Below are 21144 nucleotides of genomic sequence, written 5' to 3'. Positions count from 1 at the left end.
ACCCCGCGCCCCGGCCTGCCGCCGACGTCGTGGTCCGGCCCGACAGCGGGTGGTCCCAGTGGTGATCTTCACCCGATCGGGTGGGACACTGCGGTCCCACCGGACCCAGGGGGACGACGATGCTCACGCAAGCGACGAACGTGCTGCACATGCACCAGAAGGTCACCTTGATGGTGAACCGCTACGAGGTCTTCGCCGACAACGGCGGTGAGCCGGGTCAGCTCGTGGCCTTCGTCGAGCAGAAGCGGATGGCCTTCAAGGAACAGGTGACCATCTACACCGACGCCGGCAAGAACCAGGTGCTCGCCGGCTTCCGCGCGCGCAAGGTGATCGACCTCGGCAGCGGTTACGACGTGACCGACGGCAACGGGCAGCCCATCGGGCGGTTCCGCAAGGACTTCGGCAAGTCGCTGACCAACTCCACCTGGCACCTCGACCAGCAGGGCGCGCCGACGGCCACCGGCAGCGAGCGCAACGCGGGCATCGCGATCCTGCGCCGCCTGTGGGGCTTCCTGCCGTTCGTCAACAACATCCCGTTCCCGTTCCGCTACCACTTCGACTTCGTCCGCGACGGCGTGCCGGTGTTCAGCGTGGACAAGAAGACCTGGGTGCGTGACCACTACCTGATCCAGATCGCCGACCCCTACGTCGACCGCCGCGTGGTGATCGCCCAGGCCGTCGCGGTGGACGCCCTCCAGTCGCGCTAGGAGTGGTCACGGGGCCGCCGAGGGGTTAGCGCCGACCGATGGGGGTATCTGGCTCCTAGCCGCAGCCGAACTCCGGTTCGGCCCGCGGACGGAGAGGAGCTCGCCTGGTGGGTCCGGGTCCCGTGGTCTACGCGGGCATCGGCGTCGCGACCCTCCTGGCCGCGCTGTTGCCCCGCATCCTGCGCAGGGCGCCGATCTCGCTGCCGATGGTGTTCCTGGCGGCCGGTGCGGTCGCGTTCACCGCCGTCGACCCGCTGCCCGACCCCGATCCGGTCCGGTACGGCGGGATCACGGTGCACCTCACCGAGCTGTGCGTGATCATCTCCCTGATGGGCGCCGGTCTGGCGCTCAACCGGCCGGTCGGCCTGCGCCGCTGGTCCACGACCTGGCGGCTGCTGGGCATCACGATGCCCCTGTCCATGCTCGCCGTCGGACTGCTCGGCTGGGGCGCGCTGGGCTGGGGCCTGGCGTCCTGCGTGCTGCTGGCGGCGGCGCTGGCGCCCACGGACCCCGTGCTGGCCAACGAGGTGCAGGTGGCCGAGCCCGCGGCGAACCCGGACGACCCCCGCGCGGGCGAGGACGAGGCCCGGTTCGCGCTGACCTCCGAGGCCGGGCTCAACGACGGGCTGGCGTTCCCCTTCACCTACGCCGCCGTGGCCATCGGCATCGTCGGCGCGGCGCCGGACGCCTGGCTGCCGCAGTGGTTCGCGGTGGACCTGGTGTGGCGGCTGGTGTGCGGCGTCCTGGTCGGGTTGGTCACCGGGTGGGCGTTGCGCAAGCTGTTCTTCGACGCGCCGTCGGAGAAGTTCCGCCTGGCCGAGCACGCCGAGGGTTTCGTCGCGCTCGCCGCCACCTTCCTGGCCTACGGCCTCACCGAGCTGGCCCAGGGGTACGGCTTCGTCGCGGTCTTCGTGTGCGCCTGCACCATCAGGGCGGGCGAGCGGTCGCACGGCTACCACCGCGTGCTGCACCAGTACGTCGAGCAGGTCGAGCGCATGCTCACGGTGCTGATCATCTTCCTGCTCGGCGGCGCGGCCGTCACCGGCCTGCTGGCGGGCACCGGGTGGCGCGAGGTGCTGGTGGCGTTGGTGGTGCTGCTCGTGGTGCGACCGGCGACCGGGCTGCTCGGGTTGGCGCGCGGCAAGACGGGGCCGCGTGAGCGGGCCGTCATCTCGTTCTTCGGCGTGCGGGGTGTGGGATCGCTGTTCTACGTCGCGTACGCGCTGCAGCACGGGCAGTTCGCCGACCCGGACGCGATCTGGCGGGTGGTCGGCCTGGTGGTGATCGGCTCGATCCTGCTCCACGGGACCACCGCGACGCCGGCCATCACCCTGCTGGACCGCCTGCGGGTGCGCGCGGCGCGCGACCGGCACGGCGATCCGGACCAGGCACCGCAGACCCCGGTCTGACCAGGTCCGCTCACGCGCTCCCTGCCCGGACCAGGTTCGCACCGCGCGCGTCGGGGCCGGTTCCGCGGGTGGTGATGATCGAACCTGGCCTACATTGAGGCCCATGAGTGGCGACGCCCCGCTGTCCGCGGCCGAGAAGACGCTCAGCGTCCTGGAGGCGCTGGCCGACCACTCGCGCATCGCCGACATCGCCGACGCCTCCGGCCTGCCCAAGCCGACCGTCCACCGGATCCTCCAGACCCTCGTCCGGCGGGGTTTCGCCCGCGCCGACGGCCGCGGCGGCTACCTCGGCGGCCCGCGCATCCTCAGCCTGGCCGGCCGGTTCCTCCAGCGCCTCGACGTCGCCGAGCACCTCCGCCCCACGCTGCGCGACCTCCAGGAGCGGACCGGGTGGACGGTCCACCTCGCGTTGCTGTCCGGCGACGAGGCGGTGTACGTGGCCAAGCTGGAAGGCGCGCGGCCCTACCACCTGGCCTCGCGCGTCGGCATGAGCCTGCGCCTGCACTGCACGTCCATCGGCAAGGCGATCCTGGCCGCCCTGGCCGACGACGAGGTCCGGGCGCTCGTCCGACGCACGGGCCTGCCCGCCCGCACCGGGCGCACGATCACCGACCAGGACGCCCTGCTGGCCGAGTTGGCCGTCGTCCGCGAGCGCGGTTACGCCGAGGACCACGAGGAGAACGAGGCCGGGGTGCGCGCGATCGGCGCGGCCGTGTTCGACCACGGCGGCGAGGTGGTCGGCGGGGTGTCGGCGGCGGCGCTGGTCGACCTCGCCGAGGCGCCCCGCGACCTGCCGGAACTGGTGGTGCGCGCGGCCGCCGAGATGTCACGCGCACTCGGCGCGCACTGAACCGGACCACCCTGTGACTCGCTTCACAAAGCGGGCGAACCATGTCATGGTGGAGGACGTGGATGGAACGCCATTCCGTCAGACGGAACAGATGAAGGTGACGTCGAGCCGGCTCGTGAAGCTCGCGGTCCGCATCCTGCTCGACGCCGGGACGACCCTCGTGGACGCCAAGACCGTCGCGGGATCGCTGGTCGAGTCGAACCTGACCGGCCACGACTCGCACGGCGTGCGCCGGCTGCTCGACTACGTCGCCCGCATCCGGGACGGCCGGATCGACCCCCGCGCCCGTCCCGGGGTCGACCACCCGCGCCCCGGCACGGTCGTGGTCCGCGGCAACCGCGCCCTGGGTCGGATCGCGGCCGGGGTCGCGAGCCACGAGCTGCGCGCGCTGACCCGCACGCACGGCAGCGGCGTCGCGGTGATCCAGGACTGCAACCACGTCGGCAGGTTGGGCGAGTACGTCGGCTTCCTGGCCGAGCACGACCTGGTCGCGCTCGCGTTCGGCAACGCCGACGCCACCGTCGCACCGCACGGCGGCCGAGCGCGACGGCTGGGCACCAACCCGCTCGCCTGGGCCGCGCCGCGGGCGTCGGGACGACCGCCGATCGTGGTCGACTGGGCCACCTCGGGCGTCGCCGAGGGCAAGCTGGCGGTGGCCCGCGACCGCGGTGAGCACGTGCCCGAGGGCCTGGTGCTGGACCAGCGGGGCCGACCGAGCACCGACCCCGACGACTTCTACGCGGGCGGGGCGCTGCTGCCGTTCGGCGGGCACAAGGGCTACGGCCTCAGCGTGCTGATCGAGGTGGTCGGCGGCCTGCTCACCGGCATGGGCATCGGCAGCCTCCCCGGCTACGGCGGCGGGTTCGGCACCGTGCTGATGGCCGTGGACATCGGCGCGCTCACCCCGGTCGAGCGGTTCCGCGAGCAGGCCGAGCTGTTCTGCCGCGAGCTGACCCGCACCCCGCCCGCCGAGGGGAGCCGCGAGGTGCTGGTGCCGGGCGAGCCGGAGGCGCGCACCCGCCGCGCCCGCCTGCGCGACGGCATCCCGATGCCCGAGGAGACCTGGCGCGAGTTGCACGGCCTGCTCGACCCGAAGGAGGGAAGGACATGACCGGAGCCGCCGAGGGCACCGCGGCCGAACACCGCGCGGGGCACGGACCCACCGGCGGGAAGCGGCTGCGCCGCGTCGTGGGCGCGTCCGTGGTGGGCACCGCGTTGGAGTGGTACGACTTCTTCATCTACGGCTTCGCCGTGACCCTGGTGTTCAACGAGCTGTTCTTCGTCACCGAGGACCCGGCGACGGGCGCGATCGTCGGTTTCGCCACCTTCGGCGTCGGCTTCGCGGTCCGACCCCTGGGCGGTTTCCTGTTCGGCCACCTCGGCGACCGCATCGGCCGCCGGTCCACTCTGGTGCTCACCACCCTGGTCATGGGTGTCTCGACCGGGCTGATCGGCCTGCTGCCGACCTACGACTCGATCGGCGTCGCCGCGCCGATCCTGCTGACCGTGCTGCGGATGTGCCAGGGCCTCGGCGCGGGCGCGGAGTTCGGTGGCGCGTCCACGCTGCTGGCCGAGCACGCGCCGCCGCGCAGGCGGGGCTTCTTCACCTCCTTCGCGCAGACCGGTGTCCAGCTCGGCCTGCTGTCGGGCACGGTGGTGTTCCTGCTGGTGGAACTGCTGCCCCGGCAGGTGGTGCTGGACTGGGCGTGGCGCATCCCGTTCCTGTTCAGCTTCGTGCTGATCGCCGTGGCGTTGTACGTGCGGTTGCGGGTGGACGAGTCGCCGGTGTTCCAGCGCATGGCCGAGCAGCGGACCGCCGTGAAGCTGCCCGTGCTCGACGCGCTGCGCCGCTACCCGCGCAACTTCGGGATCGGCATCGGCGCGCACGTCTGCGACACCGCGATCGTCTACATCTACGCCACCTACAGCCTCGCCTACATCACCAAGAACCTGGCGTTGCCGCGTTGGGTGGGCCTCACCGGCGTGGTGGCGTTCGGCGTGGTGGTGATCGTGCTGCAACCGGTGTACGGCGCGTTGTCCGACCGGATCGGGCGGCGTCCGCTCAACCTGTTCAGCGTGGTGTTCACCGCAGCGTTCGCGTTCCCGTTCGTCCTGCTGCTCGACACGCGGGAGCCGGTGCTGATCTGGGTGGCGCTGGTCGTGGCGACCGCGTTCGGCCTGGCACCGATGATCGCCGTGCAGCCCGCCTTCTACGCCGAGCTGTTCGGCGCGCGGGTCCGCTACACCGGGTTCGCCGCGTCCCGCGAGATCGGCGCGGCGCTGGCCGGGTTCTCACCGCTGGTGGCGGCCGCGCTGGTGGCCCGTGCGGGCGGGGAGGGCTGGCCGGTGGCGCTGTGGATGATCGGCACCGCGGCCGTGTCGTTCGTGGCGTTCCTACTGTCGGCGGAGGGCAAGGACGTCGACATCGCGGCCGCCGACGTGGCCGGGGTGGCGCCGCGGTGAGCCGCCCCCGCCTGTCGGCGGACCGGCTGCCCGGGTGGTTGGCCGCCGACCTGCCGAGCGCGGCGGTCGGCATCGTCCACATCGGACTCGGCGCGTTCCACCGGGCACACCAGGCGGTGCTGACGCAGGAGGCCTTGCGGGTCGAGCCCGGTGCGTGGGGCATCTGCGCGGTGGCGCAGCGCAACGGGCGGCTGTGCGACGCGCTGGTCGAGCAGGACCACCTGTTCACCGTCACCGAGCGCAGCGCCGCGGGCGACCGGCTGCGCGTGGTCGGCAGCGTGCGGGAGGTGCTGCTGGCCGTCCAGCAGGCCGAGCGGCTGGCGACCGTGCTGTCCGAGCCGGACACCCGCGTGGTGACGCTGACCGTCACCGAGGCCGGGTACCGGCACGACCCGGCCACCGGGCGGTTGCGCGCCGACGACCCGGACGTGGCGGCCGACCTCGCCGGCGGGCCGCCGCGCACGCCGGTCGGGCAGCTGGTCGGCGGCCTGCGCCTGCGCCGCGAGCGCGGGCACCCGGGGCTGACCGTCGTCTCCTGCGACAACCTGCCCGACAACGGCCGCCTGCTCGGCCGCCTGGTGCGCGAGTTCTGCGCCCACCGGGGCGAGCACGACCTCGTGGACTGGGTGGACGAGCACGTGCGGTTCCCGTCCAGCGTGGTGGACCAGATCGTGCCCGCCACCACCGACGCCGACCTCGCGCGCGTGGCCGAGGTGCTGGGCCTGGAGGACCGCGCCGCGGTCGTCGGCGAGCCGCACCGCCGGTGGGTGGTGGAGGACGACTTCGTGGCCGGGCGGCCCGCCTGGGACGCGGTGGGCGCGCAACTGGTGCCCGACATCGCGCCGCACCAGGCCGCGAAGCTGCGCCTGGTCAACGGCACCCACTCGGCGCTCGCCCACCTCGGCCTGCTCGCCGGCCTCACGAGCACCGCCGACGCCCTGGGGCGCCCCGAGTTCGCGCGGTACGCCGAACTCCTGTTGCGCACCGAGACCGGTCCCTCGCTGGGCCGCTTCGGCACGGGCCCGGACGACGCGGAGGTCGAGGCCCTGCTGACCCGGCTGGCCAACCCGCGGATCACCCACCGGCTCGACCAGATCGCCCGCGACGCGGCGCGCAAGCTGCCGCAGCGCCTGCTCGACCCGGCGGTGGACCTGCTGATCACGGGTGTCGAACCGCGCCTGATCTGCCTGGCGGTCGCGGGTTTCCTGCACCAGCAGGGCTTCCCCGCGCTCACGCTGCCCCTGCCACTGCGCGAGTCGCGCGTGTTCCGCGCGCTGCTGGCGGACTCGGTGCGCCGGATCGACGAGGACGGGGTGGTGGCGACCCTGCGCAACATCGGGAAGAGCTGAACGGACCTGTACCGCGGTCACCGGGTGACGGGCCGTGCCCGTCACCCGGTGACCGCACGGCCGCGCCGTCGTCTTCGCGCCGAAGTTGCGGGTCGACACCGCCCTCGCGCCGAAGGTGCGGGTCGACACCGTCGAGCCCGGCGCGGGCGACCACGCGCCGGGCTCCGGCCCGGTGCTACAGCGAGTAGACCTGTCCGGTCTGCGCGCCTTCGACCGAGCGGATGTAGGCCTGGGCGACCTTGGCCAGGTCGACCGGCTCCATGCCGGGGAAGAAGTCGCCGTAGTCCGCGAGGCTCTCGGTGAACACGGTCGGGCTGACCGCGTTGATGCGCTGCGGGGCGATCTCGATGGCCGCCGCCCGCACGAACGACTCCACCGCGCCGTTGGCCATCGACGCCGCGCTGCCGGTCGGCACCGGCTCACGCGCCAGCACGCCCGTGATCAGCGTGAACGATCCCCGTTCCGCCACCAGCGGGATGCCCTGGCGGACGAGTTCGACCTGGCTCAGCACCTTCCCGCGGAACGCGTCCTGGTAGTCCTGCGGGCTCATCTCGGTGATCCTCTTCCACGGCACGTCGCCCGCCGCGCTCACGACCGCGTCGACCGGGCCGACCCGCTCGTACATCCGGGCCGTCTGCTCCGGGTCCGCGATGTCGTGGCGCAGGTCGCCGCCGGAGCGCCCGACCGTGACGACCTCGTGCCCGCGTCCGGTCAGCGCGGTGTGGACGGCCGCGCCGAGCTTGCCGCCCGCGCCGATGAGAACAATCTTCATGCCCGCCACGCTATGGCCACCGGACGTCCGCGTGAAATGCCGTTTGCGCAGCACTTATGCTTGTCGGTGATGAATGTGGAGCTGCGCCACCTGCGCGCCCTGGCCGCGATCGGCAACGAGGGCACCATCACCGCGGCCGCAGCCGTGCTGCACGTCAGCCAGCCCGCGCTCTCCCGCACCCTGGAGCAGCTGGAGAGCAGGCTCGGCACGCGCCTGGTCGAGCGCACGACCCGCAGCCTGGCGCTGACCGAGGCGGGCACCCGGCTGCTGGAGCACGCCAACCGCATCCTCAACCAGGTGGACGACGCGTTGGCCGAGGTCACCGCCGGGTCGCGGGCGCTGCGCGTCGGGTTCGCCTGGGCCGCGCTCGGCCGTCACACGGTGCCGTTGCTGCGCGCCTGGCGGCTGGCTCGGCCGGACGTGGAGGTGCGGGCGCACCGGCTGGACGACCCCGAACCCGCGCTGCGCCGCGGCGAGGTCGACGTGGCGTTCGTGCGCTCACCGCCGATGCCCGACAGCGGGCTGGAGGCCTTCGACCTCTACCGCGAACCCCGCGTGGCCGCCGTGCCGGAGGATCACCCGTTCGCGCAGGTCGCGAGCGTTCGGTTGGGCGATCTCGCCGACCGTCCGGTCGCGTTCTGCGCCACCGCGTGCAGCTCCAGCGTCGCGCTGTGGCCCACCGGGCGCCGCCCCGACACGCTCGACGTCGCCAACACCGACGACTGGCTCACCGCCATCGCCACCGGTGACGCGGTCGGCGTCACCGCGGAGGCGACCGCGCACACCCACCCCCATCCCGGCGTCCGCTACCTGCCGATCACCGACGTCGCCCCCGTGGCGGTGCGGATGGTCTGGCCGCGGACGGCGACCCACCCGGCCACCGCGGCCTTCCGCGACCACGCCCGGGACCTGCTCGTCCGACGGTGATCCGCTTCGCCCGAACCCTGAGCACCAAGTGACCTGGTGGAGCAAGGGCCGTGACCGACGGCGATCACCACGCCCGGAAGCGGTTCGCTCCCGTCTCGCGTGCGGGACAGCTCCCCCTCGCGCACGACTTGAAGTTCCAGCCGCTGGAAGGGTTAACGTCGGCCGGCATGACGATCACGGTCCTCGACACCTACCCCGCCATGCGCGAGATCCTCCGGTCGCCGCGCGCCGACCGCCCGGCGCTCCTGGAGGCCGTGCTGGCACCCGCCGCGGGCATGTACCGGTACTTCCCGGGCGAGGTCGACCTGGTCGCGATGCACCGGATGGGCTCGGGGTTCCCGCTCGACCGGGACGAGGAGCGGTGCCTGGAGGCCTTGGATGCGTTGCACGACGCCGACGCGTGGACCCGGATCAAGCGCGCGCTCGACGACGCCCTCGCCGTGCAGCTCGCCGCGACCCCGGACATCACCGTGCCGGACATCACCGTGCTCGTCGTCCTCGGTGATCCCGGTGACGCGCACTTCATGGGCCCGAACCTGGGCATGACGGGGAACGGCAGCGTGTCCGGGTACGTGTTCCTGAACTTCTGGCCCTACCCGGAGAACCTGGCGCGGCTGGAGGCGACGGCGGTGCACGAGCTCAACCACAACCTCCGCTACGGTCCCGACGCCGTCAGGTGGGATCCGGAGACGGTGACGGTGGGCGAGCACGTGGTGTCCGAGGGGCTGGCGGACGCGTTCGCCCGGCAGCTGCACGGCGACGAGCTCGGGTACGCCCGCATCGGCGTGCCGCACCTGCACGACGACGCGGTGTTCGCCAAGGTCGTCTCCGGCCTGGACGTGACCGGGATGCGGAACTTCACCGCGTGGGTGCACGGTGACGAGGCCGCCGTCCGGTACGGCGCGACCCCGGTCGGGCTGCCGACCGGGGCGGGCTACGCCGCGGGCAACCGGCTCGTCGACGCCTACCTGGCCGCGACGGGACGCACCGCGGCGGAGGCGTTGCTGGTGGACAGCGCAGAGGTGATCGCGACCGCGCTCGACCGGGTCCGGTAGTCGGACCTGGCCGGGCCGGGCCCGATCAGGTCCGGCCCGGCCAGGTGCGGTCAGGTCCGGTGCGGTCAGACCTGATCAGGTCAGGTCAGGTCAGCCGCGGGGGTGCGCGACCTGGAACTCCTCGAAGAGCTCCGGGATGTAGGCGAGCACCAGCTCCACGGTGCTGAACGCCCCGTGCACCGGGTCGAGCTGCGCGTAGGCGTAGGCCATCTCCGATCCCTTGTGGGACGGCGTCGACTCGCGCACGTCGGTGAACCAGTCCAGGAACGGCACCCGCCGCACGACCAGCACCGGGTTCAGCAGCACGCCGTGGACGAGCAGCAGGTCGAGCACCACCGGGCGGTTGCGCAGCACCCACCGGTAGAACTCCGAGAACAGGAAGAACCGGCGCTCCACCGCGGTCGGCCGCAGCCCGAACCGCTGCTCGGCCACCGCGACACCGTGCTCGGTCGACGCCTGCTCGGCCTCGCTCCACGCCCGGTCGTGGACGTTGCGGACGGTCAGCTCACCGCGGTGCAACCGGGTCAGGTAGTCCGCCCACCGCACCGAACCCGGGTTGCCGAAGCCGTCGGTCGACCGGCCGAGCGCGATCGCGACACCGCGTTCGATGCCTTCCAGGATCGCCGCGTCGACGTGCGAGACCCACGTCCCGGGCGCGCCCAGCCCGCGATCGCGGAAGAAGGACAGGACGCCCTCGATGTTGCGCCACCGGTCCGCGGCGCCCAACCCGGCCGCCGGACCGCTCTGCACCAGGCGCAGGAACTCCAACCGCTCCCCCATGCCCATCCGGTCCAGCTCGGCCGCCGTGCAGTCCAGGCTCACGGCGCACTCCCCCGGCGACCGTCCCACCGCCATCGCCGGGGAGGGCACCGACAATCCCGCCACCAGAGCTAACGCGACAACCCACGCGAATCGTTTCACAGTGGGCAACTTAACGCCCACGCTCAGCCACCACGGCCCGAAACCACCCACATGGATGGCTGCGGTCCGCAAGGGACCGAAGTCGCACCCCACCGGGACCGGTGCGACGCGTGTCGGCCGTGCGGCAGGATCACCCGCATGGTGACCCCTGCCGCCGAACACGTCCCCGGCTCGGTCGCGGACGTCAACCGGGACGCCGTGGTGGCGTGCGCGGTCTACGTCGACGGGGCGCGGCTGCCCGGCGACCGGTCGCCCGCCGACGCCGCGGCCGAGGTGCGCGACCGCGGGGTCGGGTTCGTCTGGGTGGGTCTGTTCGAGCCCGACGAGGAGCGCATCCGCGACGTCGCCGAGGCGTTCGGGCTGCACGAACTGGCCGTCGAGGACGCGGTGCACGCCCACCAGCGCCCCAAGCTCGACCGCTACGAGGACCACCTGTTCGTGGTGCTCAAGACCCTGCGCTTCGTCGAGCACGAGTCGCCGACGACCGCGAACGAGATCGTGGAGTCCGGCGAGATCATGGTGTTCCTGGGCCGCGACTACGTGGTCACGGTCCGGCACGGCCACGACTCCGGGTTGGGCGACGTGCGCCGCCAGCTGGAGGCGGACCCGCCGTTGCTGGCCGCCGGGCCCGCCATGGTGCTGCACGAGATCGCCGACCGCGTGGTGGACGGCTACCGGCAGGTGATCGAGGCGTTCCAGGGTGACATCGACCTGGTCGAGGCCGCGGTCTTCGCACCGCGCAGCGAGCTCGGCGTCGAGCAGATGTACCTGGTCAAGCGGGAGATCATGGAGCTGCGGCGGGCCGTGATGCCGTTGGCGACGCCGCTGCGCAAGCTCAGCAGCGGCTCCTGCGACCCGCTGGTGCCCGAGGCGGTGCGGTCCTACTTCCGCAACGTCGACGACCACCTCACCGCCGCGGCGGAGCAGGTCGTCGCGTTCGACGAGGTGCTCACCACCCTGCTCGACGCGACCCTGGCGAAGGTGTCGTTGCAGCAGAACAACGACATGCGCAAGATGTCCGCGTGGGTGGCGATCATCGCGGTGCCGACCATGGTGGTCGGCGTGTACGGCATGAACTTCGACCACATGCCGGAACTGCGCTGGCAGTACGGTTACCCGCTGGTGCTGTCGGTGACCTTGACCGTCTGCCTGGTCCTGTACCGGCTGTTCAAGAGCAACCGGTGGTTGTGATGAACGCTGGAGGCCCGTCGTGCTGAACAGACCGATGTTCTGGGTGGTCCTGTTCCTGGTCGGTTGGTTGGCCCTGATCGTGATCCAGATCTCCCTCGGCATGGGTGCGGCGCCCGGCGGTGGCGGCGGGGCGCCCTGAAGATCCGGGCTCAGGGCACCATGGACGGCATGATGCGGCAGCTCCCCGCCAAGGACCGCCCCGGCAAGGACGCCTGGCTCGGACCGGTCTCGCTGTGCCTGGCCCTGCTCAGCTGGCCGATCCCGGCCGGCGGCACGGTGCTCGCCGTGGGCGCGATGGCCTGCGGCGTCCGGTCGATGACCACCAAGACCGAGTACCGCCTGGACTGGACCGCGGTCACCGGCACCTGCGTCGCCGCGCTCCAGCTCCTGCTCTCGCTGATGCTGCTGGTCATGTCCGCCCGCGGCCACTAGGAGCGGGCACCGCCCGGTCGCGGCCGACCAGGCGAAACCGAACGTGTCGACGCTGGGTTGCCCCGGCGGATCGCGTGGCCGACATGCAAGAACGCCGGCCCCCGTCGTGGGTACCGGCGCTCGCTTACCTTCCCTTCGGCAGTCCGGACCGCCGGCTTGAGCGATCCGACGGCGGTTCACCTGATCGGACCATCAAGCGGTGTCCACTGAGGACGGGTTGGCCGGCCGGGTTCCGGGTACTCAGGAGCCCCTGGGGCCGGACCGCCACAGGAGGCCGCGATGGGAGAACTGGTGGGTGCGCCGGCCCCGACGCTCGGGGTCGAGGAGGAGTTCCTGCTCGTCGACGCCCGGACCGGCCGACCCGTGCCGCGCGGCGCCGAGGTGGTCGAGTCGGCCAAGCGGCGGTTCGGCGTCGACCTCGACGTCGAGCTGACCACCGCCCAGGTCGAGACCAGGACACCGGTGTGCCACGACCTGGCGGACGTGCGCCGCCAGCTGCACGGGCTCCGCCTGGTGGCCGTCGAGACCGCGCACCGCCTCGGTCACCGGCTGCTCGCGGTCGGATCGCCGCCGGTGGGCGGGCCGGAGCTGCCGACCAGCGGCGGGGACCGCTACCGGGGGCTCACCGAGGACTACCGACTGCTGGCCGCCGAGCAGTCCATCTGCGGTTGCCACGTGCACGTCGCCGTGCCGGACCCGGAGACGGCCGTGCAGGTGTGCAACCACGTGCGGCCGTGGTTGCCGGTGCTCGGCACGGTGACCGCCAACTCCCCCTTCGCCGACGGCCGCGACACCGGTTACGCCAGCTGGCGCTCGGTCGTCTGGTCGCGCTGGCCCACGGCCGGGCCGCCGCCGTACTTCGAATCGCTGGCGCACTACGAGTCCACCTGCGACGTGCTGCTCGCCTCCGGCGCCATCCGGGACCGGCGGATGATCTACTGGGACGTCCGGCCGTCCGCGCACCTGCCGACGGTCGAGGTCCGGGTCGCCGACGTCGCGGCCACTGTGGACGAGGCGGTGCTGCTGGCCGCCCTGGTGCGCGCGCTCGTCCGCACGGCGTTGGCCGACCTGCACCGCGGCCTGCGCGCCTCGCCCGTGCCCGCCGAAGTGCTGCGCGCCGCCACCTGGCGGGCGGCGAGGGACGGCCTCACCGGCCAGTCGCTGGACGTGCTGTCCGGACGTCTCGTGCCCGCGCGCCTGCTGCTCGACCGGCTCCTGCACCGCGTGGGCGACCAACTCGGTGCCGCCGAGCTGGACCTGGTCCGCGCGCTGCTGTCCTCCCTGGACGCCGGCGGCGGCGGTGCCGACCGGCAGCGGCGCGCCTTCGCCCGCGCGGGCCGGATGTCCGACGTCCTGGACCGGCTGGCGAGCGACACCCAGTCCGGCTCCGAGTCGTGGACCGGCGGACCGTTCCAACGGACGGCGTGACCGCGCCGGTCCGAACCGCGCCGGTCCGAACCGCGCCGGTCCGAACCGCGCCGGTCCGAACCGCGCCGGCCGGACCCCGCCGGCCGGTCGCGCCGGCCGTCAACCGCCCTCCGGTGCGCTGCGGGCGAGGCGGAACAGCGCGGTGCGGCCGGCGAGCAGGAACACCCGGGCCGCCTGGACGTCACCGGCGGCGGCCTGGCCCTCGGCGTCGCGCATGAACCCCAGCGTGGCCGACACCGGGCCGTTCGGCGTCAGCTCGGCCAACGCGGGCAAGCGGTCCCACACCGGTGCGACTGTGGCGGTGAACTCGGCGAGCACCCGGTTGATCTCCTGCCGGGCGTCGGCGTGGTGGGGGTCGAGGCGCAGCACGGACCGCACCGCCGCGTCGACCGCGGTGCGCAGCACCGCGATCGGGTCGTCCACCGGAACCGTCTCCTCGCTCACGATCAGTCAGAGTAAATCACGATGCGTGACACGGCATGTGCTCACCCGCAGGCGCGCAACGCGAGGTGTGCGGGCGCGGATCGCCGGGTACCCCGCTGTGCCGAGGCCGTTTTGACCAAGCAGGGCGGCTGTAGCGCCTGGGGGTGGCGATGACTCTGTCGGAGAACGCGCTGGCCGCGAGAATCAGCGTCGACCTGAGCATGCCGGTGCCACCGCTCGCGCAGATCCGGCAGTGGTTGGCCACCGTCCTCGCCGACCTGGCCGAAGACCTCCTGCAGGACCTCATGCTCGTCTGCACGGAACTGGTGTCCAACGCCTACGACCACGCCCGCGGGCCACGACGCCTGCGCGTGCGGCGGTCGCACGACCAGCGGTCACTGCGGATCGAGGTGGACGACGGCAGCCCCGACCGCCTGCCGGTGGCCGGGACGTCACGCCTGGGCGCGTTCCGCGGCCGCGGGTTGCTCATGGTGGACAACCTGTCGTGCCGCCGTTGGGGCACCTACCTCGGCACCGAGACCAAGACCGTGTGGGCGGAACTGCCGCTGTCGTGACCGGCCGACCCGGGTCCATGCGCCCCGGTTATGGGGCCGGGTCTTGGACGGCGGACCGCCGGTCACGCCACGATCGCTGACCATGGGCGAGAAACCGACACCCGATCGACTGACCCGCCGCACCCTGCTGGTCGGGGCCGGTGTGACCGCGGGCTCGGTGGTGGCGAGCGGTCCGGCGTTCGCGGAGGCGGCGGTCGACCGGGATCCCGTCGCGGTGACCGTGCAGATGGCCGTGCGGTTCGACCTGAAGCAGTGGGAGTCGCTGCGCGAGGTGTTCGCCGACGAGGTGCGGGTCGACTACACCGGCCTGGTCGGCGGTGCGCCGTCCACCGTCGCCGCGGCCGACCTGGTGGCGGGCTGGCGGGCGGACCTCGGGCACCTGTCGGCCACCCAACACCTGCTGGGCAACCAGACCGCGCACGTCGAGGGCGCGCGGGCCAGGGTCACCGCCGACTTCCAGGCCACGCACCGGGACGGCCCGCTGGTCGGAGGCCGGCTGTACGCGCTGGGCGGCCGCTACGACTACCGCCTCGTCCGCACCGGCCGCGGCTGGCGGATCGACGCGGTCACGATGACGCCCGTCTGGGAGTCCGGCGACCGGACCGTCATCGGCCTACCGGCGTGAGGGTCAGAACCGGTCGCCTCGCGTCAACTCGTGCTCGAACTCGTCCGCGGCGGTGACGAGCAGCATCAACGGGCGCGCGAACTCCTCCCGGACGCTCAGGTCCTCCAACGGCACGGTGTGCTTGAGCAGGGCGACGCCGTCCACCACCGCGGCGGCGCCGACGGCCGAGGTGCCCGCGAGCTCCAGCAGGCGCCTCAGGTCGATCTCGTCGGCCCGGCCGACGGCCGAGGAGATCTCGACCCAGGCCACGCCGTCCGACTCCGGCACGTGGTGCACGGAGACCTGCTGGGTCCGGCCCTCCCCCGTGTCCAGCCGGAAGCGCAGCCAGCTGTCGGTCTCCTCCATGACCTCGTACCGCGTCCGGACATAGTTGATCACGTCGATCCAGCTGGTCACCGCTGTTGCCCCTTGCCCCTGGTCACGCCACGCCCGGTCGTTCCACACGGTAACCGAACGCGCGGGTCGGGACCGCGACTTCGCGCCGCGGCCCCGACCCGTGTCCCATCGCCGCGACTAGCGCTGGGTGATGTCCGAGGACGAGTAGAAGCAGTTCTTGCCGTCCGCGCCCTCACCGATCTTCTTCGGCTCCGAGCCCTTGGGCACGCCCTGGTACTTCTCGCAGATCGTGGTGCTGCCGTAGACCGTGATCCGGGAGAAGCGGGCCGTGTCGCCCCAGTTGGTGTTGATGCCGGCCAGCACGCTCGTCGACCGCGCCGTGACGCCGTCCATGACCACGTGCCGCTGGTAGGAGGTCGCGCAGTTGCCGCAGGCCCGGTAGAGCTTGCCGGCGCCGTTGACCTGGAAGTTGCGGATGGTCAGCGTGCCCGCGCCGTTGTGCTGGAACACCTTGTCCGACGCCGACCTCGCGCCGCCGCCGTCGACCAGGTAGGTCGCCGAGGAGCTGGAGGACCGGAACGTCGCCGCGTCCTCGCCCACGTCGTTCCACCACACGTTGCGGATCGTGCAGGAACCCTCGCAGTGGATGCCGTCACCGGCCGGTGAATCCAGGATCACGTTCTCGATCGTGCCGCCGTTGGCCACCACGAACATCGGGTCCTGGCTCTCGCCCTGACCACCGTCGCCGATCCCGTAGTGCCGCTTCATCCCGCCGTTGAAGTACGTGCCCACGTTGCGCGTCGTGGTCTGGTGCACGCTGCCGGTGTCGCTCGGCCACGGGCCACTGCCGTCGCCGCCACCCGGCTGCGACGTGGTCGTCGTGGTCCGGGTGGTGGTCGACGTCGAGGTGGACGTCGAGGTCGAGGTCGACGTGGAGGTCGACGTCGAGGTCGGTCCGCCGCTCGTCGGCGTGAACGTCCACTGCTTGGTGGCCACGCCGTCGCAGGAGTTGGTCTGCACGGGCGCGCCGGCGGCGGTGGAGTTGTCCTTGGTGTTCATGCACTTGCCGCCGTTGGCGTTGACCACCCGGTAGTCGCTGCCGCTCGCGGTCAGCGCCCAGGTCTGACTGGCGCCACCGGTGCACGACTCCTGCTCGATCACCTTGCCCGCCGAGGTGGAGGCGTCCCGGACGCCGACGCACAGGCCGGTCGCGACGGAGGTGATCCGGTACCCGCCGCTGACCGCGGTCAGCGCCCACCGCTGGCTGTCGTCGGTGGCGCACGACGCCTGCTGGAGCTGCACGCCGCTCGACGTGCTCGCGCCCGGCACGACCAGGCACTGCCCGCTGCCCGCGTTCTTCACCGTGTAGGTCCCGGCGCCGACCGCGGCCTGCGCGGGCGTGACCGCGGACCACGCGGTGAAGGTGCCGACCAACGCCGTCGCCGCCGCCGCGGCCGCCAGGCCCGTGCGCCACCTCGTGCGGCGTGGCGGTGCGTGCCGCCCGGATCGACTTTGATCCGATGTGCTCATGACAAACTCCACTTCTCACTTACCGGATGCCGGGATCGGCTCTCTTCGACACCCGGATAAGAATGCAGGACACAGCGGGAAACCGCTTTCCCGCCGAATGCTAGATGGCGGGCGAGCCACTGGTCAACGACGGTTTTCGAGCAGGCCGGCCGCCGGTGATCGGATTCCGTCGAACGTCGAGGTCAACGGCTCGGCCGCCGATCACCGGTCATATTCGTGAACAACATCGGCCGATCGCGGTCACACTTGTGAACAAATGTCGCCCGAAAACCCATTGTCGGCATCGGCGCGGTTTCCCCGCCGAACGCGATGTCAGTCGGTCGGCGCGAGTCGGACGCAGCACCGACCGGGTGCGGGGTCGAGGTGTGCGGCCAACCCGGTGCCGGCGAGCCCGTCGAGCAATCCGTCGAGCAGGCAGAGGTTCATCCCGCACACGAGTTCGGTGTGCCGGCGGGCCAGGCTGTGGAACGGGCAGTTGCCGAGGACGATCTCGGCGTCCCCCAGGTCGTCGGACGCGCGCGGCTCGAACCCGAAGCTCTCCAGCGCGCGCAGCGCGGCGAGTCGCCCCTCCTCGCCGTCGCGCGCGGCGCGGGCGTCCTCACCGAGATCCCGGCCGAGGTCGCGGGCACGTCGGTGGAGCACGGCGCGCGGCGGCTCACCGGAGGTCTCGACCTCGGCCAGGACGTCGGCCAGGAGCAGCCCCGCGAGCTCGTAGCGGCGATCGGGCAGCGAGACCGAGATCTGCGCCGCGGCACGGCGGTACAGCTTCGACGGCCGCCCGGCGCCGGGACCGGTCCGGCCGGTGCGGCGCTCGTGGACGACTTCCAGCAGCCCTTCGGCGACCAGTCGGTCGAGGTGGAACGCGGCCGTGGTGCGCGGCACCGACACGGCTTCGGCGGCCTCGTCCCGGCTCACCGGCGCGGGGCGGCGCACCACGAAGTCGTACAGCCGACGGCGGGTCGGCTCGTCGAGGGCCGCGACGGCGGACACGGGCGACACCGGCGGCTGGTCCTGCTCGGCCATTCTAAAAACCACTTCCGTTGACGAAATAGGGCGGACGGTTCTAAGGTTAGCCGAAGTTGTCTTTAGAAGGAGGATGTCATGGCCACCGAGGTGTCCGGCGTCGACCCGACGGGTCGAGTGCTGCGTTCCGACCCCGCCCACCAGGCGTTCCTGCTGCTGCGGACGGTGTTCACCGTCGCGCCCGTGCTGTTCGGGCTGGACAAGTTCGCCGGCCTGCTCACCGACTGGCCGCGGTACCTCGCGCCCTGGGTGGACGGGATCGTGCCGGGCACCGCGCAGCAGGCCATGTACGCGGTGGGCGTGGTGGAGGTCCTGGCGGGCGTCGCGGTGGCGGTCGCGCCCAGGTTCGGCGGGCTGCTGGTCGCGGCCTGGCTGGCGGGGATCATCGTCAACCTGCTGACCATCCCCGACCACCACGACGTCGCGCTGCGGGACTTCGGCCTGCTCGTGGCCGCGGTGGCGCTGGCCCGCCTGGCCGTGCGGCACGCGCCCGGCCACCGCGGAGGGGCGGCATGACCGAGCCCGCGCCGCGGCCGTTGCGCGGCCCGACCGCACCCCGGCGGTTGCAGGTGGTTCACGGCCGGGACGGGATGGACCTGGAGGCCGCGCAACGGGCGGTCGCCGATCTGCTGGTCGCCCTGGGCCGGGACCCGGCGTCGGAACACCTGGCCGACACACCGAGGCGGGTCGCGCACGCGTACGCCGAGATGCTCACGCCGCGCGAGTTCGACCTGACGACGTTCCCGAACGACGAGGACTACGACGAGCTGGTGCTCGCCCGCGGCATCCCGGTGCAGTCGCTGTGCGAGCACCACCTGCTGCCGTTCCAGGGCGTGGCCCACGTCGGCTACCTGCCCGGCGGGCGCATCCTCGGCCTGTCGAAGCTCGCCCGGGTGGTCGAGCTGTTCGCGCGCGACCTCCAGGTGCAGGAGCGGCTGACCAAGCAGGTGGCCGACTGGCCGCAACGACACCTCGCGCCGCGGGGCGTCGGCGTCGTGGTCGAGGCCGAGCACCTGTGCATGTCGCTGCGCGGCGTGCGCGCTCCCGGCTCCCGCACGGTGACCTCGGCCTTGCAGGGCGTGCTGCGGGAGGACGCCCGGTCACGGCAGGAGTTCTTCGCGCTGGCCGGTGTCCACGGATAGGCGGACCACCGTCGCCGGCACGGCACGTGCCCCGGTACATTGCCACTGCCGGGCAAAGTACGACGTCGTGTAGACCCGCCGCCGGCGTGATCGCGCTGTCACGCCTCGGCCGCACCTCTAAGTTGGTTTCTGTATGCGCAGGTCGGGGATAGTGCAGCACACGCGGGACCTGGGCCGTCACGACCACGTCTGCTGGTCGTACGACGACCGGGCGGACGTCGGGCTGCGGGTGGCCGAGTTCCTCGTCGACGGGCTGGCGCGGGGCCAGCAGGTCCTCTTCGTCGGCTCGACGCACGGCGACGCGCTGACCGAGGCGGTCCGCCGGGTCGACGGGATCGAGGCGGCACTGGCCACGGGCGCGGCGCGGGTCACCTCGCTGGAGGCGATCCAGCCCGGCGGTGTCATCGACCCCGAGCACCAGGTCCGCGCCTACGCGACGGCCACCGAGCAGGCGCTGACAGCCGGGTACCAGGGGCTGCGGGTGGCCGCGGAGGCCACGCCGATGGTGCGCAGCCAGGCCCAGTTGACCGCGTTCCTGCAGTACGAGCACCTGGTCGACCAGTACATGGCCGATCACCCGTTCACCGCGCTGTGCGCCTACGACCGGACCCGGCTCAGCGAGCAGGCGCTGGAGCAGTTGGCCAGCGTGCACCCCAGCACCAACATGCCGGGGGTGGGCTTCCGGCTGCACGCCTCGGCCCTGCCCGGCCACAGCGCCGAGCTCAGCGGGGAGGTCGACATGTTCAACCGGCACGTGCTGGTGGAGGTGCTGGACGGGATCCGGCCGGACTCGCGGGACGGGCGGCTCGTGCTCGACGGCGCCGATCTGACGTTCATCGACCACCGCGGGCTGATCAGCCTCGACGCGTACGCCCGCAGCCGCTCCACCACGCTGGTGCTGCGCACCGCGTTCCCCGGCGCGGCGCGCATCGCGACGCTGCTCGACCTGTCCGACGTCCGGGTGGAGGACGTCGCATGAGCGCCCCGACGCACACCACCACCGGCACCGAACCGGACCCGCTGTTCGTCCACCCGGCCTTGTTCTACCGCTCCGACCCGGAGTACCTGGCGGCCCTGGTCCCGTTCATCACCGACGGCCTCGACCAGGGGCAGCCCGTCGCGGTGGCGGTGCCCGGCAAGCGCCTCGACCTGCTCCGCGACGCGTTGGGCGCCCGCGCCCGGCACGTGACGATGCTCGACATGGCCCAGGAGGGCCGCAACCCCGGTCGGATCATCCCCCGGGTGCTGCGCAAGTTCGCCGACGCGCGCACCGGCGGCCACGTGCGCATCATCGGCGAGCCGATCTGGGCGAGCCGCTCGGGCACCGAGTACCCCGCGTGCGCACAGCACGAAGCGCTGATCAACGCCGCGTTCACCGGCCGGGACGTCACCATCCTGTGCCCCTACGACACGTCGGCGCTGGACGCCACGGCGATCGCGGACGCCAGGCAGACCCACCCGGTGGTCTGGGAGGGCGACCGGCGCTACACCAGCGACCACTACGCCCCGGACAGCGTCGTGTCCCGCTACAACACGCCGCTGCCCGACTACGCCGACGACCGCGTGTTCCCGGTCGGCGGGCCCGCCGAGGTCTCGCGGGCGCGCCGGTTCGCCGCCGAGCGCGCCCGCGCGTCCGGGCTGACCGGGCAACGACTGGCCGACCTCGAACTCATCGCGGGCGAACTGGTCGCCAACGGCCTCGTGCACACCTCCGGCCCGTGCCGGCTCGCCGTCTGGTCCGAGGACGGCCACGTGGTGTGCGAGGTCCGCGACGGCGGCCGGCTGACCGACCCGCTGGCCGGGCGCAGACCACCGGAGGCCGGTCTGGCGTCCGGGCTGGGGCTGTTGCTCGTCAACGACCTCGCCGACCTGGTGCGCGTGCACACCGGCCCGGACGGCACCACGGTGCGCGCGCTCCTGCGCCTCCCTTGATCGTCGGCCGCGTGTCCGCTGACACGCCGGCGCGAGAGGAATACCCTTCATCCC

At 72.6% G+C, this 21144-nt stretch carries 23 protein-coding genes; 17 read left to right on the top strand and 6 right to left on the bottom strand.

Going from position 1 to position 21144, the window contains the following annotated elements:
- Positions 1 to 119: 119 nt before the first annotated feature.
- The 6 genes from AB0K14_RS35975 to AB0K14_RS35950 all read left to right on the top strand — a co-directional run bounded on the left by AB0K14_RS35975 (position 120) and on the right by AB0K14_RS35950 (position 6778).
- On the top strand, positions 120 to 707 hold the full coding sequence (locus AB0K14_RS35975; RefSeq protein ID WP_360461088.1) for a hypothetical protein: 588 nt from the start codon (positions 120 to 122) through the stop codon (positions 705 to 707).
- A 107-nt stretch (positions 708 to 814) separates the two neighbouring features.
- Positions 815 to 2116, top strand: coding sequence for a cation:proton antiporter (locus AB0K14_RS35970; protein WP_360461091.1), 1302 nt, complete (start codon positions 815 to 817; stop codon positions 2114 to 2116).
- A 103-nt stretch (positions 2117 to 2219) separates the two neighbouring features.
- The gene (locus tag AB0K14_RS35965) at positions 2220 to 2966 is read left to right on the top strand and encodes an IclR family transcriptional regulator (RefSeq protein WP_360461094.1); all 747 of its coding nucleotides are present in this window, start codon (positions 2220 to 2222) and stop codon (positions 2964 to 2966) included.
- A 91-nt stretch (positions 2967 to 3057) separates the two neighbouring features.
- Positions 3058 to 4077 carry an Ldh family oxidoreductase gene (locus AB0K14_RS35960; protein ID WP_360461097.1) on the top strand — a complete coding sequence of 340 codons (1020 nt, stop codon included), beginning with the start codon at positions 3058 to 3060 and terminating at the stop codon, positions 4075 to 4077.
- Positions 4074 to 5429, top strand: coding sequence for an MFS transporter (locus AB0K14_RS35955; protein ID WP_360461100.1), 1356 nt, complete (start codon positions 4074 to 4076; stop codon positions 5427 to 5429). Before AB0K14_RS35960 ends, AB0K14_RS35955 begins: the two co-directional genes overlap by 4 nt.
- A complete protein-coding gene (locus tag AB0K14_RS35950; protein ID WP_360461103.1) occupies positions 5426 to 6778 on the top strand; it encodes a mannitol dehydrogenase family protein in 1353 nt (450 codons plus the stop codon). Before AB0K14_RS35955 ends, AB0K14_RS35950 begins: the two co-directional genes overlap by 4 nt.
- Before the next feature lie 175 nt (positions 6779 to 6953).
- On the opposite strand, the gene AB0K14_RS35945 is transcribed toward AB0K14_RS35950, so the two are convergent.
- Complete coding sequence (locus AB0K14_RS35945; protein ID WP_360461106.1) at positions 6954 to 7550, bottom strand: short chain dehydrogenase; 597 nt, start codon at positions 7548 to 7550, stop codon at positions 6954 to 6956.
- 69 nt (positions 7551 to 7619) lie between these two features.
- On the opposite strand from AB0K14_RS35945, the gene AB0K14_RS35940 reads away from it, so the two are divergent.
- Together AB0K14_RS35940 and AB0K14_RS35935 are read left to right on the top strand one after the other, a co-directional pair.
- A complete protein-coding gene (locus tag AB0K14_RS35940; protein ID WP_360461109.1) occupies positions 7620 to 8477 on the top strand; it encodes a LysR family transcriptional regulator in 858 nt (285 codons plus the stop codon).
- A 167-nt stretch (positions 8478 to 8644) separates the two neighbouring features.
- On the top strand, positions 8645 to 9532 hold the full coding sequence (locus tag AB0K14_RS35935; RefSeq protein WP_360461111.1) for a DUF2268 domain-containing putative Zn-dependent protease: 888 nt from the start codon (positions 8645 to 8647) through the stop codon (positions 9530 to 9532).
- A 90-nt stretch (positions 9533 to 9622) separates the two neighbouring features.
- Here AB0K14_RS35935 and AB0K14_RS35930 read toward each other — a convergent pair whose 3' ends face one another.
- Complete coding sequence (locus AB0K14_RS35930) at positions 9623 to 10354, bottom strand: hypothetical protein (RefSeq protein ID WP_360461113.1); 732 nt, start codon at positions 10352 to 10354, stop codon at positions 9623 to 9625.
- Positions 10355 to 10591: 237 nt separating this feature from the next.
- On the opposite strand from AB0K14_RS35930, the gene AB0K14_RS35925 reads away from it, so the two are divergent.
- The 3 genes from AB0K14_RS35925 (at position 10592) to AB0K14_RS35915 (ending at position 13504) form a co-directional block, all read left to right on the top strand.
- On the top strand, positions 10592 to 11644 hold the full coding sequence (locus tag AB0K14_RS35925) for a magnesium and cobalt transport protein CorA (protein WP_360461115.1): 1053 nt from the start codon (positions 10592 to 10594) through the stop codon (positions 11642 to 11644).
- Between the two features lie 168 nt (positions 11645 to 11812).
- Complete coding sequence (locus AB0K14_RS35920) at positions 11813 to 12076, top strand: hypothetical protein (RefSeq protein WP_360461118.1); 264 nt, start codon at positions 11813 to 11815, stop codon at positions 12074 to 12076.
- A 279-nt stretch (positions 12077 to 12355) separates the two neighbouring features.
- Complete coding sequence (locus AB0K14_RS35915) at positions 12356 to 13504, top strand: glutamate--cysteine ligase (RefSeq protein ID WP_360461121.1); 1149 nt, start codon at positions 12356 to 12358, stop codon at positions 13502 to 13504.
- Between the two features lie 99 nt (positions 13505 to 13603).
- On the opposite strand, the gene AB0K14_RS35910 is transcribed toward AB0K14_RS35915, so the two are convergent.
- Positions 13604 to 13948 carry a hypothetical protein gene (locus AB0K14_RS35910; RefSeq protein ID WP_360461124.1) on the bottom strand — a complete coding sequence of 115 codons (345 nt, stop codon included), beginning with the start codon at positions 13946 to 13948 and terminating at the stop codon, positions 13604 to 13606.
- Positions 13949 to 14097: 149 nt separating this feature from the next.
- Between AB0K14_RS35910 and AB0K14_RS35905 the strand changes: the two genes are divergently transcribed.
- Both AB0K14_RS35905 and AB0K14_RS35900 read left to right on the top strand, forming a co-directional pair.
- Positions 14098 to 14502 carry an ATP-binding protein gene (locus AB0K14_RS35905; RefSeq protein WP_360461127.1) on the top strand — a complete coding sequence of 135 codons (405 nt, stop codon included), beginning with the start codon at positions 14098 to 14100 and terminating at the stop codon, positions 14500 to 14502.
- An 82-nt stretch (positions 14503 to 14584) separates the two neighbouring features.
- Positions 14585 to 15127 (top strand): nuclear transport factor 2 family protein, encoded by a 543-nt coding sequence (locus AB0K14_RS35900; RefSeq protein WP_360461130.1) that lies wholly within the window; start codon positions 14585 to 14587, stop codon positions 15125 to 15127.
- Between the two features lie 3 nt (positions 15128 to 15130).
- Here the strand turns inward: AB0K14_RS35900 and AB0K14_RS35895 are convergent, their stop codons facing one another.
- The 3 genes from AB0K14_RS35895 to AB0K14_RS35885 form a co-directional block, all read right to left on the bottom strand.
- The gene (locus tag AB0K14_RS35895; RefSeq protein ID WP_360461132.1) at positions 15131 to 15523 is read right to left on the bottom strand and encodes a hypothetical protein; all 393 of its coding nucleotides are present in this window, start codon (positions 15521 to 15523) and stop codon (positions 15131 to 15133) included.
- 117 nt (positions 15524 to 15640) lie between these two features.
- Positions 15641 to 16993, bottom strand: a complete 1353-nt coding sequence (locus AB0K14_RS35890) for a pectate lyase (protein ID WP_360461135.1) — start codon at positions 16991 to 16993, stop codon at positions 15641 to 15643.
- A 312-nt stretch (positions 16994 to 17305) separates the two neighbouring features.
- Positions 17306 to 18016, bottom strand: a complete 711-nt coding sequence (locus tag AB0K14_RS35885; protein WP_360461138.1) for a helix-turn-helix domain-containing protein — start codon at positions 18014 to 18016, stop codon at positions 17306 to 17308.
- Between the two features lie 78 nt (positions 18017 to 18094).
- Between AB0K14_RS35885 and AB0K14_RS35880 the strand changes: the two genes are divergently transcribed.
- The 4 genes from AB0K14_RS35880 to AB0K14_RS35865 all read left to right on the top strand — a co-directional run bounded on the left by AB0K14_RS35880 (position 18095) and on the right by AB0K14_RS35865 (position 21090).
- Entirely contained in the window at positions 18095 to 18532 is a 438-nt protein-coding gene (locus AB0K14_RS35880; RefSeq protein WP_360461140.1) for a hypothetical protein, read from the top strand.
- Positions 18529 to 19158: a GTP cyclohydrolase I FolE gene (gene folE / locus AB0K14_RS35875; protein ID WP_360461142.1), complete on the top strand. Its 630-nt coding sequence runs from the start codon at positions 18529 to 18531 to the stop codon at positions 19156 to 19158. Before AB0K14_RS35880 ends, folE begins: the two co-directional genes overlap by 4 nt.
- A gap of 151 nt (positions 19159 to 19309) precedes the next feature.
- The gene (locus AB0K14_RS35870) at positions 19310 to 20137 is read left to right on the top strand and encodes an MEDS domain-containing protein (RefSeq protein WP_360461145.1); all 828 of its coding nucleotides are present in this window, start codon (positions 19310 to 19312) and stop codon (positions 20135 to 20137) included.
- Positions 20134 to 21090: an anti-sigma factor RsbA family regulatory protein gene (locus AB0K14_RS35865; protein WP_360461147.1), complete on the top strand. Its 957-nt coding sequence runs from the start codon at positions 20134 to 20136 to the stop codon at positions 21088 to 21090. The genes AB0K14_RS35870 and AB0K14_RS35865 overlap by 4 nt, the downstream gene beginning before the upstream one ends.
- The last annotated feature ends 54 nt before the right edge of the window (positions 21091 to 21144 follow it).

The organism is Actinosynnema sp. NPDC050801 (genome assembly GCF_040673975.1).
GTDB lineage: Bacteria > Actinomycetota > Actinomycetes > Mycobacteriales > Pseudonocardiaceae > Actinosynnema.
Note: the sequence above shows the minus strand (reverse complement) of the source record. Positions and strands in the feature narration are given on the sequence as shown.

Bases quoted from the DNA above. Each gene is read 5' to 3' on its own strand.
- AB0K14_RS35975 (WP_360461088.1), top strand. From the start codon at position 120: ATGCTCACGCAAGCGACGAACGTGCTGCACATGCACCAGAAGGTCACC.
- AB0K14_RS35965 (WP_360461094.1), top strand. From the start codon at position 2,220: ATGAGTGGCGACGCCCCGCTGTCCGCGGCCGAGAAGACGCTCAGCGTC.
- AB0K14_RS35960 (WP_360461097.1), top strand. From the start codon at position 3,058: ATGAAGGTGACGTCGAGCCGGCTCGTGAAGCTCGCGGTCCGCATCCTG.
- AB0K14_RS35955 (WP_360461100.1), top strand. From the start codon at position 4,074: ATGACCGGAGCCGCCGAGGGCACCGCGGCCGAACACCGCGCGGGGCAC.
- AB0K14_RS35945 (WP_360461106.1), bottom strand. From the start codon at position 7,550: ATGAAGATTGTTCTCATCGGCGCGGGCGGCAAGCTCGGCGCGGCCGTC.
- AB0K14_RS35940 (WP_360461109.1), top strand. From the start codon at position 7,620: ATGAATGTGGAGCTGCGCCACCTGCGCGCCCTGGCCGCGATCGGCAAC.
- AB0K14_RS35935 (WP_360461111.1), top strand. From the start codon at position 8,645: ATGACGATCACGGTCCTCGACACCTACCCCGCCATGCGCGAGATCCTC.
- AB0K14_RS35925 (WP_360461115.1), top strand. From the start codon at position 10,592: ATGGTGACCCCTGCCGCCGAACACGTCCCCGGCTCGGTCGCGGACGTC.
- AB0K14_RS35920 (WP_360461118.1), top strand. From the start codon at position 11,813: ATGATGCGGCAGCTCCCCGCCAAGGACCGCCCCGGCAAGGACGCCTGG.
- AB0K14_RS35915 (WP_360461121.1), top strand. From the start codon at position 12,356: ATGGGAGAACTGGTGGGTGCGCCGGCCCCGACGCTCGGGGTCGAGGAG.
- AB0K14_RS35905 (WP_360461127.1), top strand. From the start codon at position 14,098: ATGACTCTGTCGGAGAACGCGCTGGCCGCGAGAATCAGCGTCGACCTG.
- AB0K14_RS35900 (WP_360461130.1), top strand. From the start codon at position 14,585: ATGGGCGAGAAACCGACACCCGATCGACTGACCCGCCGCACCCTGCTG.
- AB0K14_RS35890 (WP_360461135.1), bottom strand. From the start codon at position 16,993: ATGAGCACATCGGATCAAAGTCGATCCGGGCGGCACGCACCGCCACGC.
- AB0K14_RS35885 (WP_360461138.1), bottom strand. From the start codon at position 18,016: ATGGCCGAGCAGGACCAGCCGCCGGTGTCGCCCGTGTCCGCCGTCGCG.
- AB0K14_RS35880 (WP_360461140.1), top strand. From the start codon at position 18,095: ATGGCCACCGAGGTGTCCGGCGTCGACCCGACGGGTCGAGTGCTGCGT.
- folE (WP_360461142.1), top strand. From the start codon at position 18,529: ATGACCGAGCCCGCGCCGCGGCCGTTGCGCGGCCCGACCGCACCCCGG.
- AB0K14_RS35865 (WP_360461147.1), top strand. From the start codon at position 20,134: ATGAGCGCCCCGACGCACACCACCACCGGCACCGAACCGGACCCGCTG.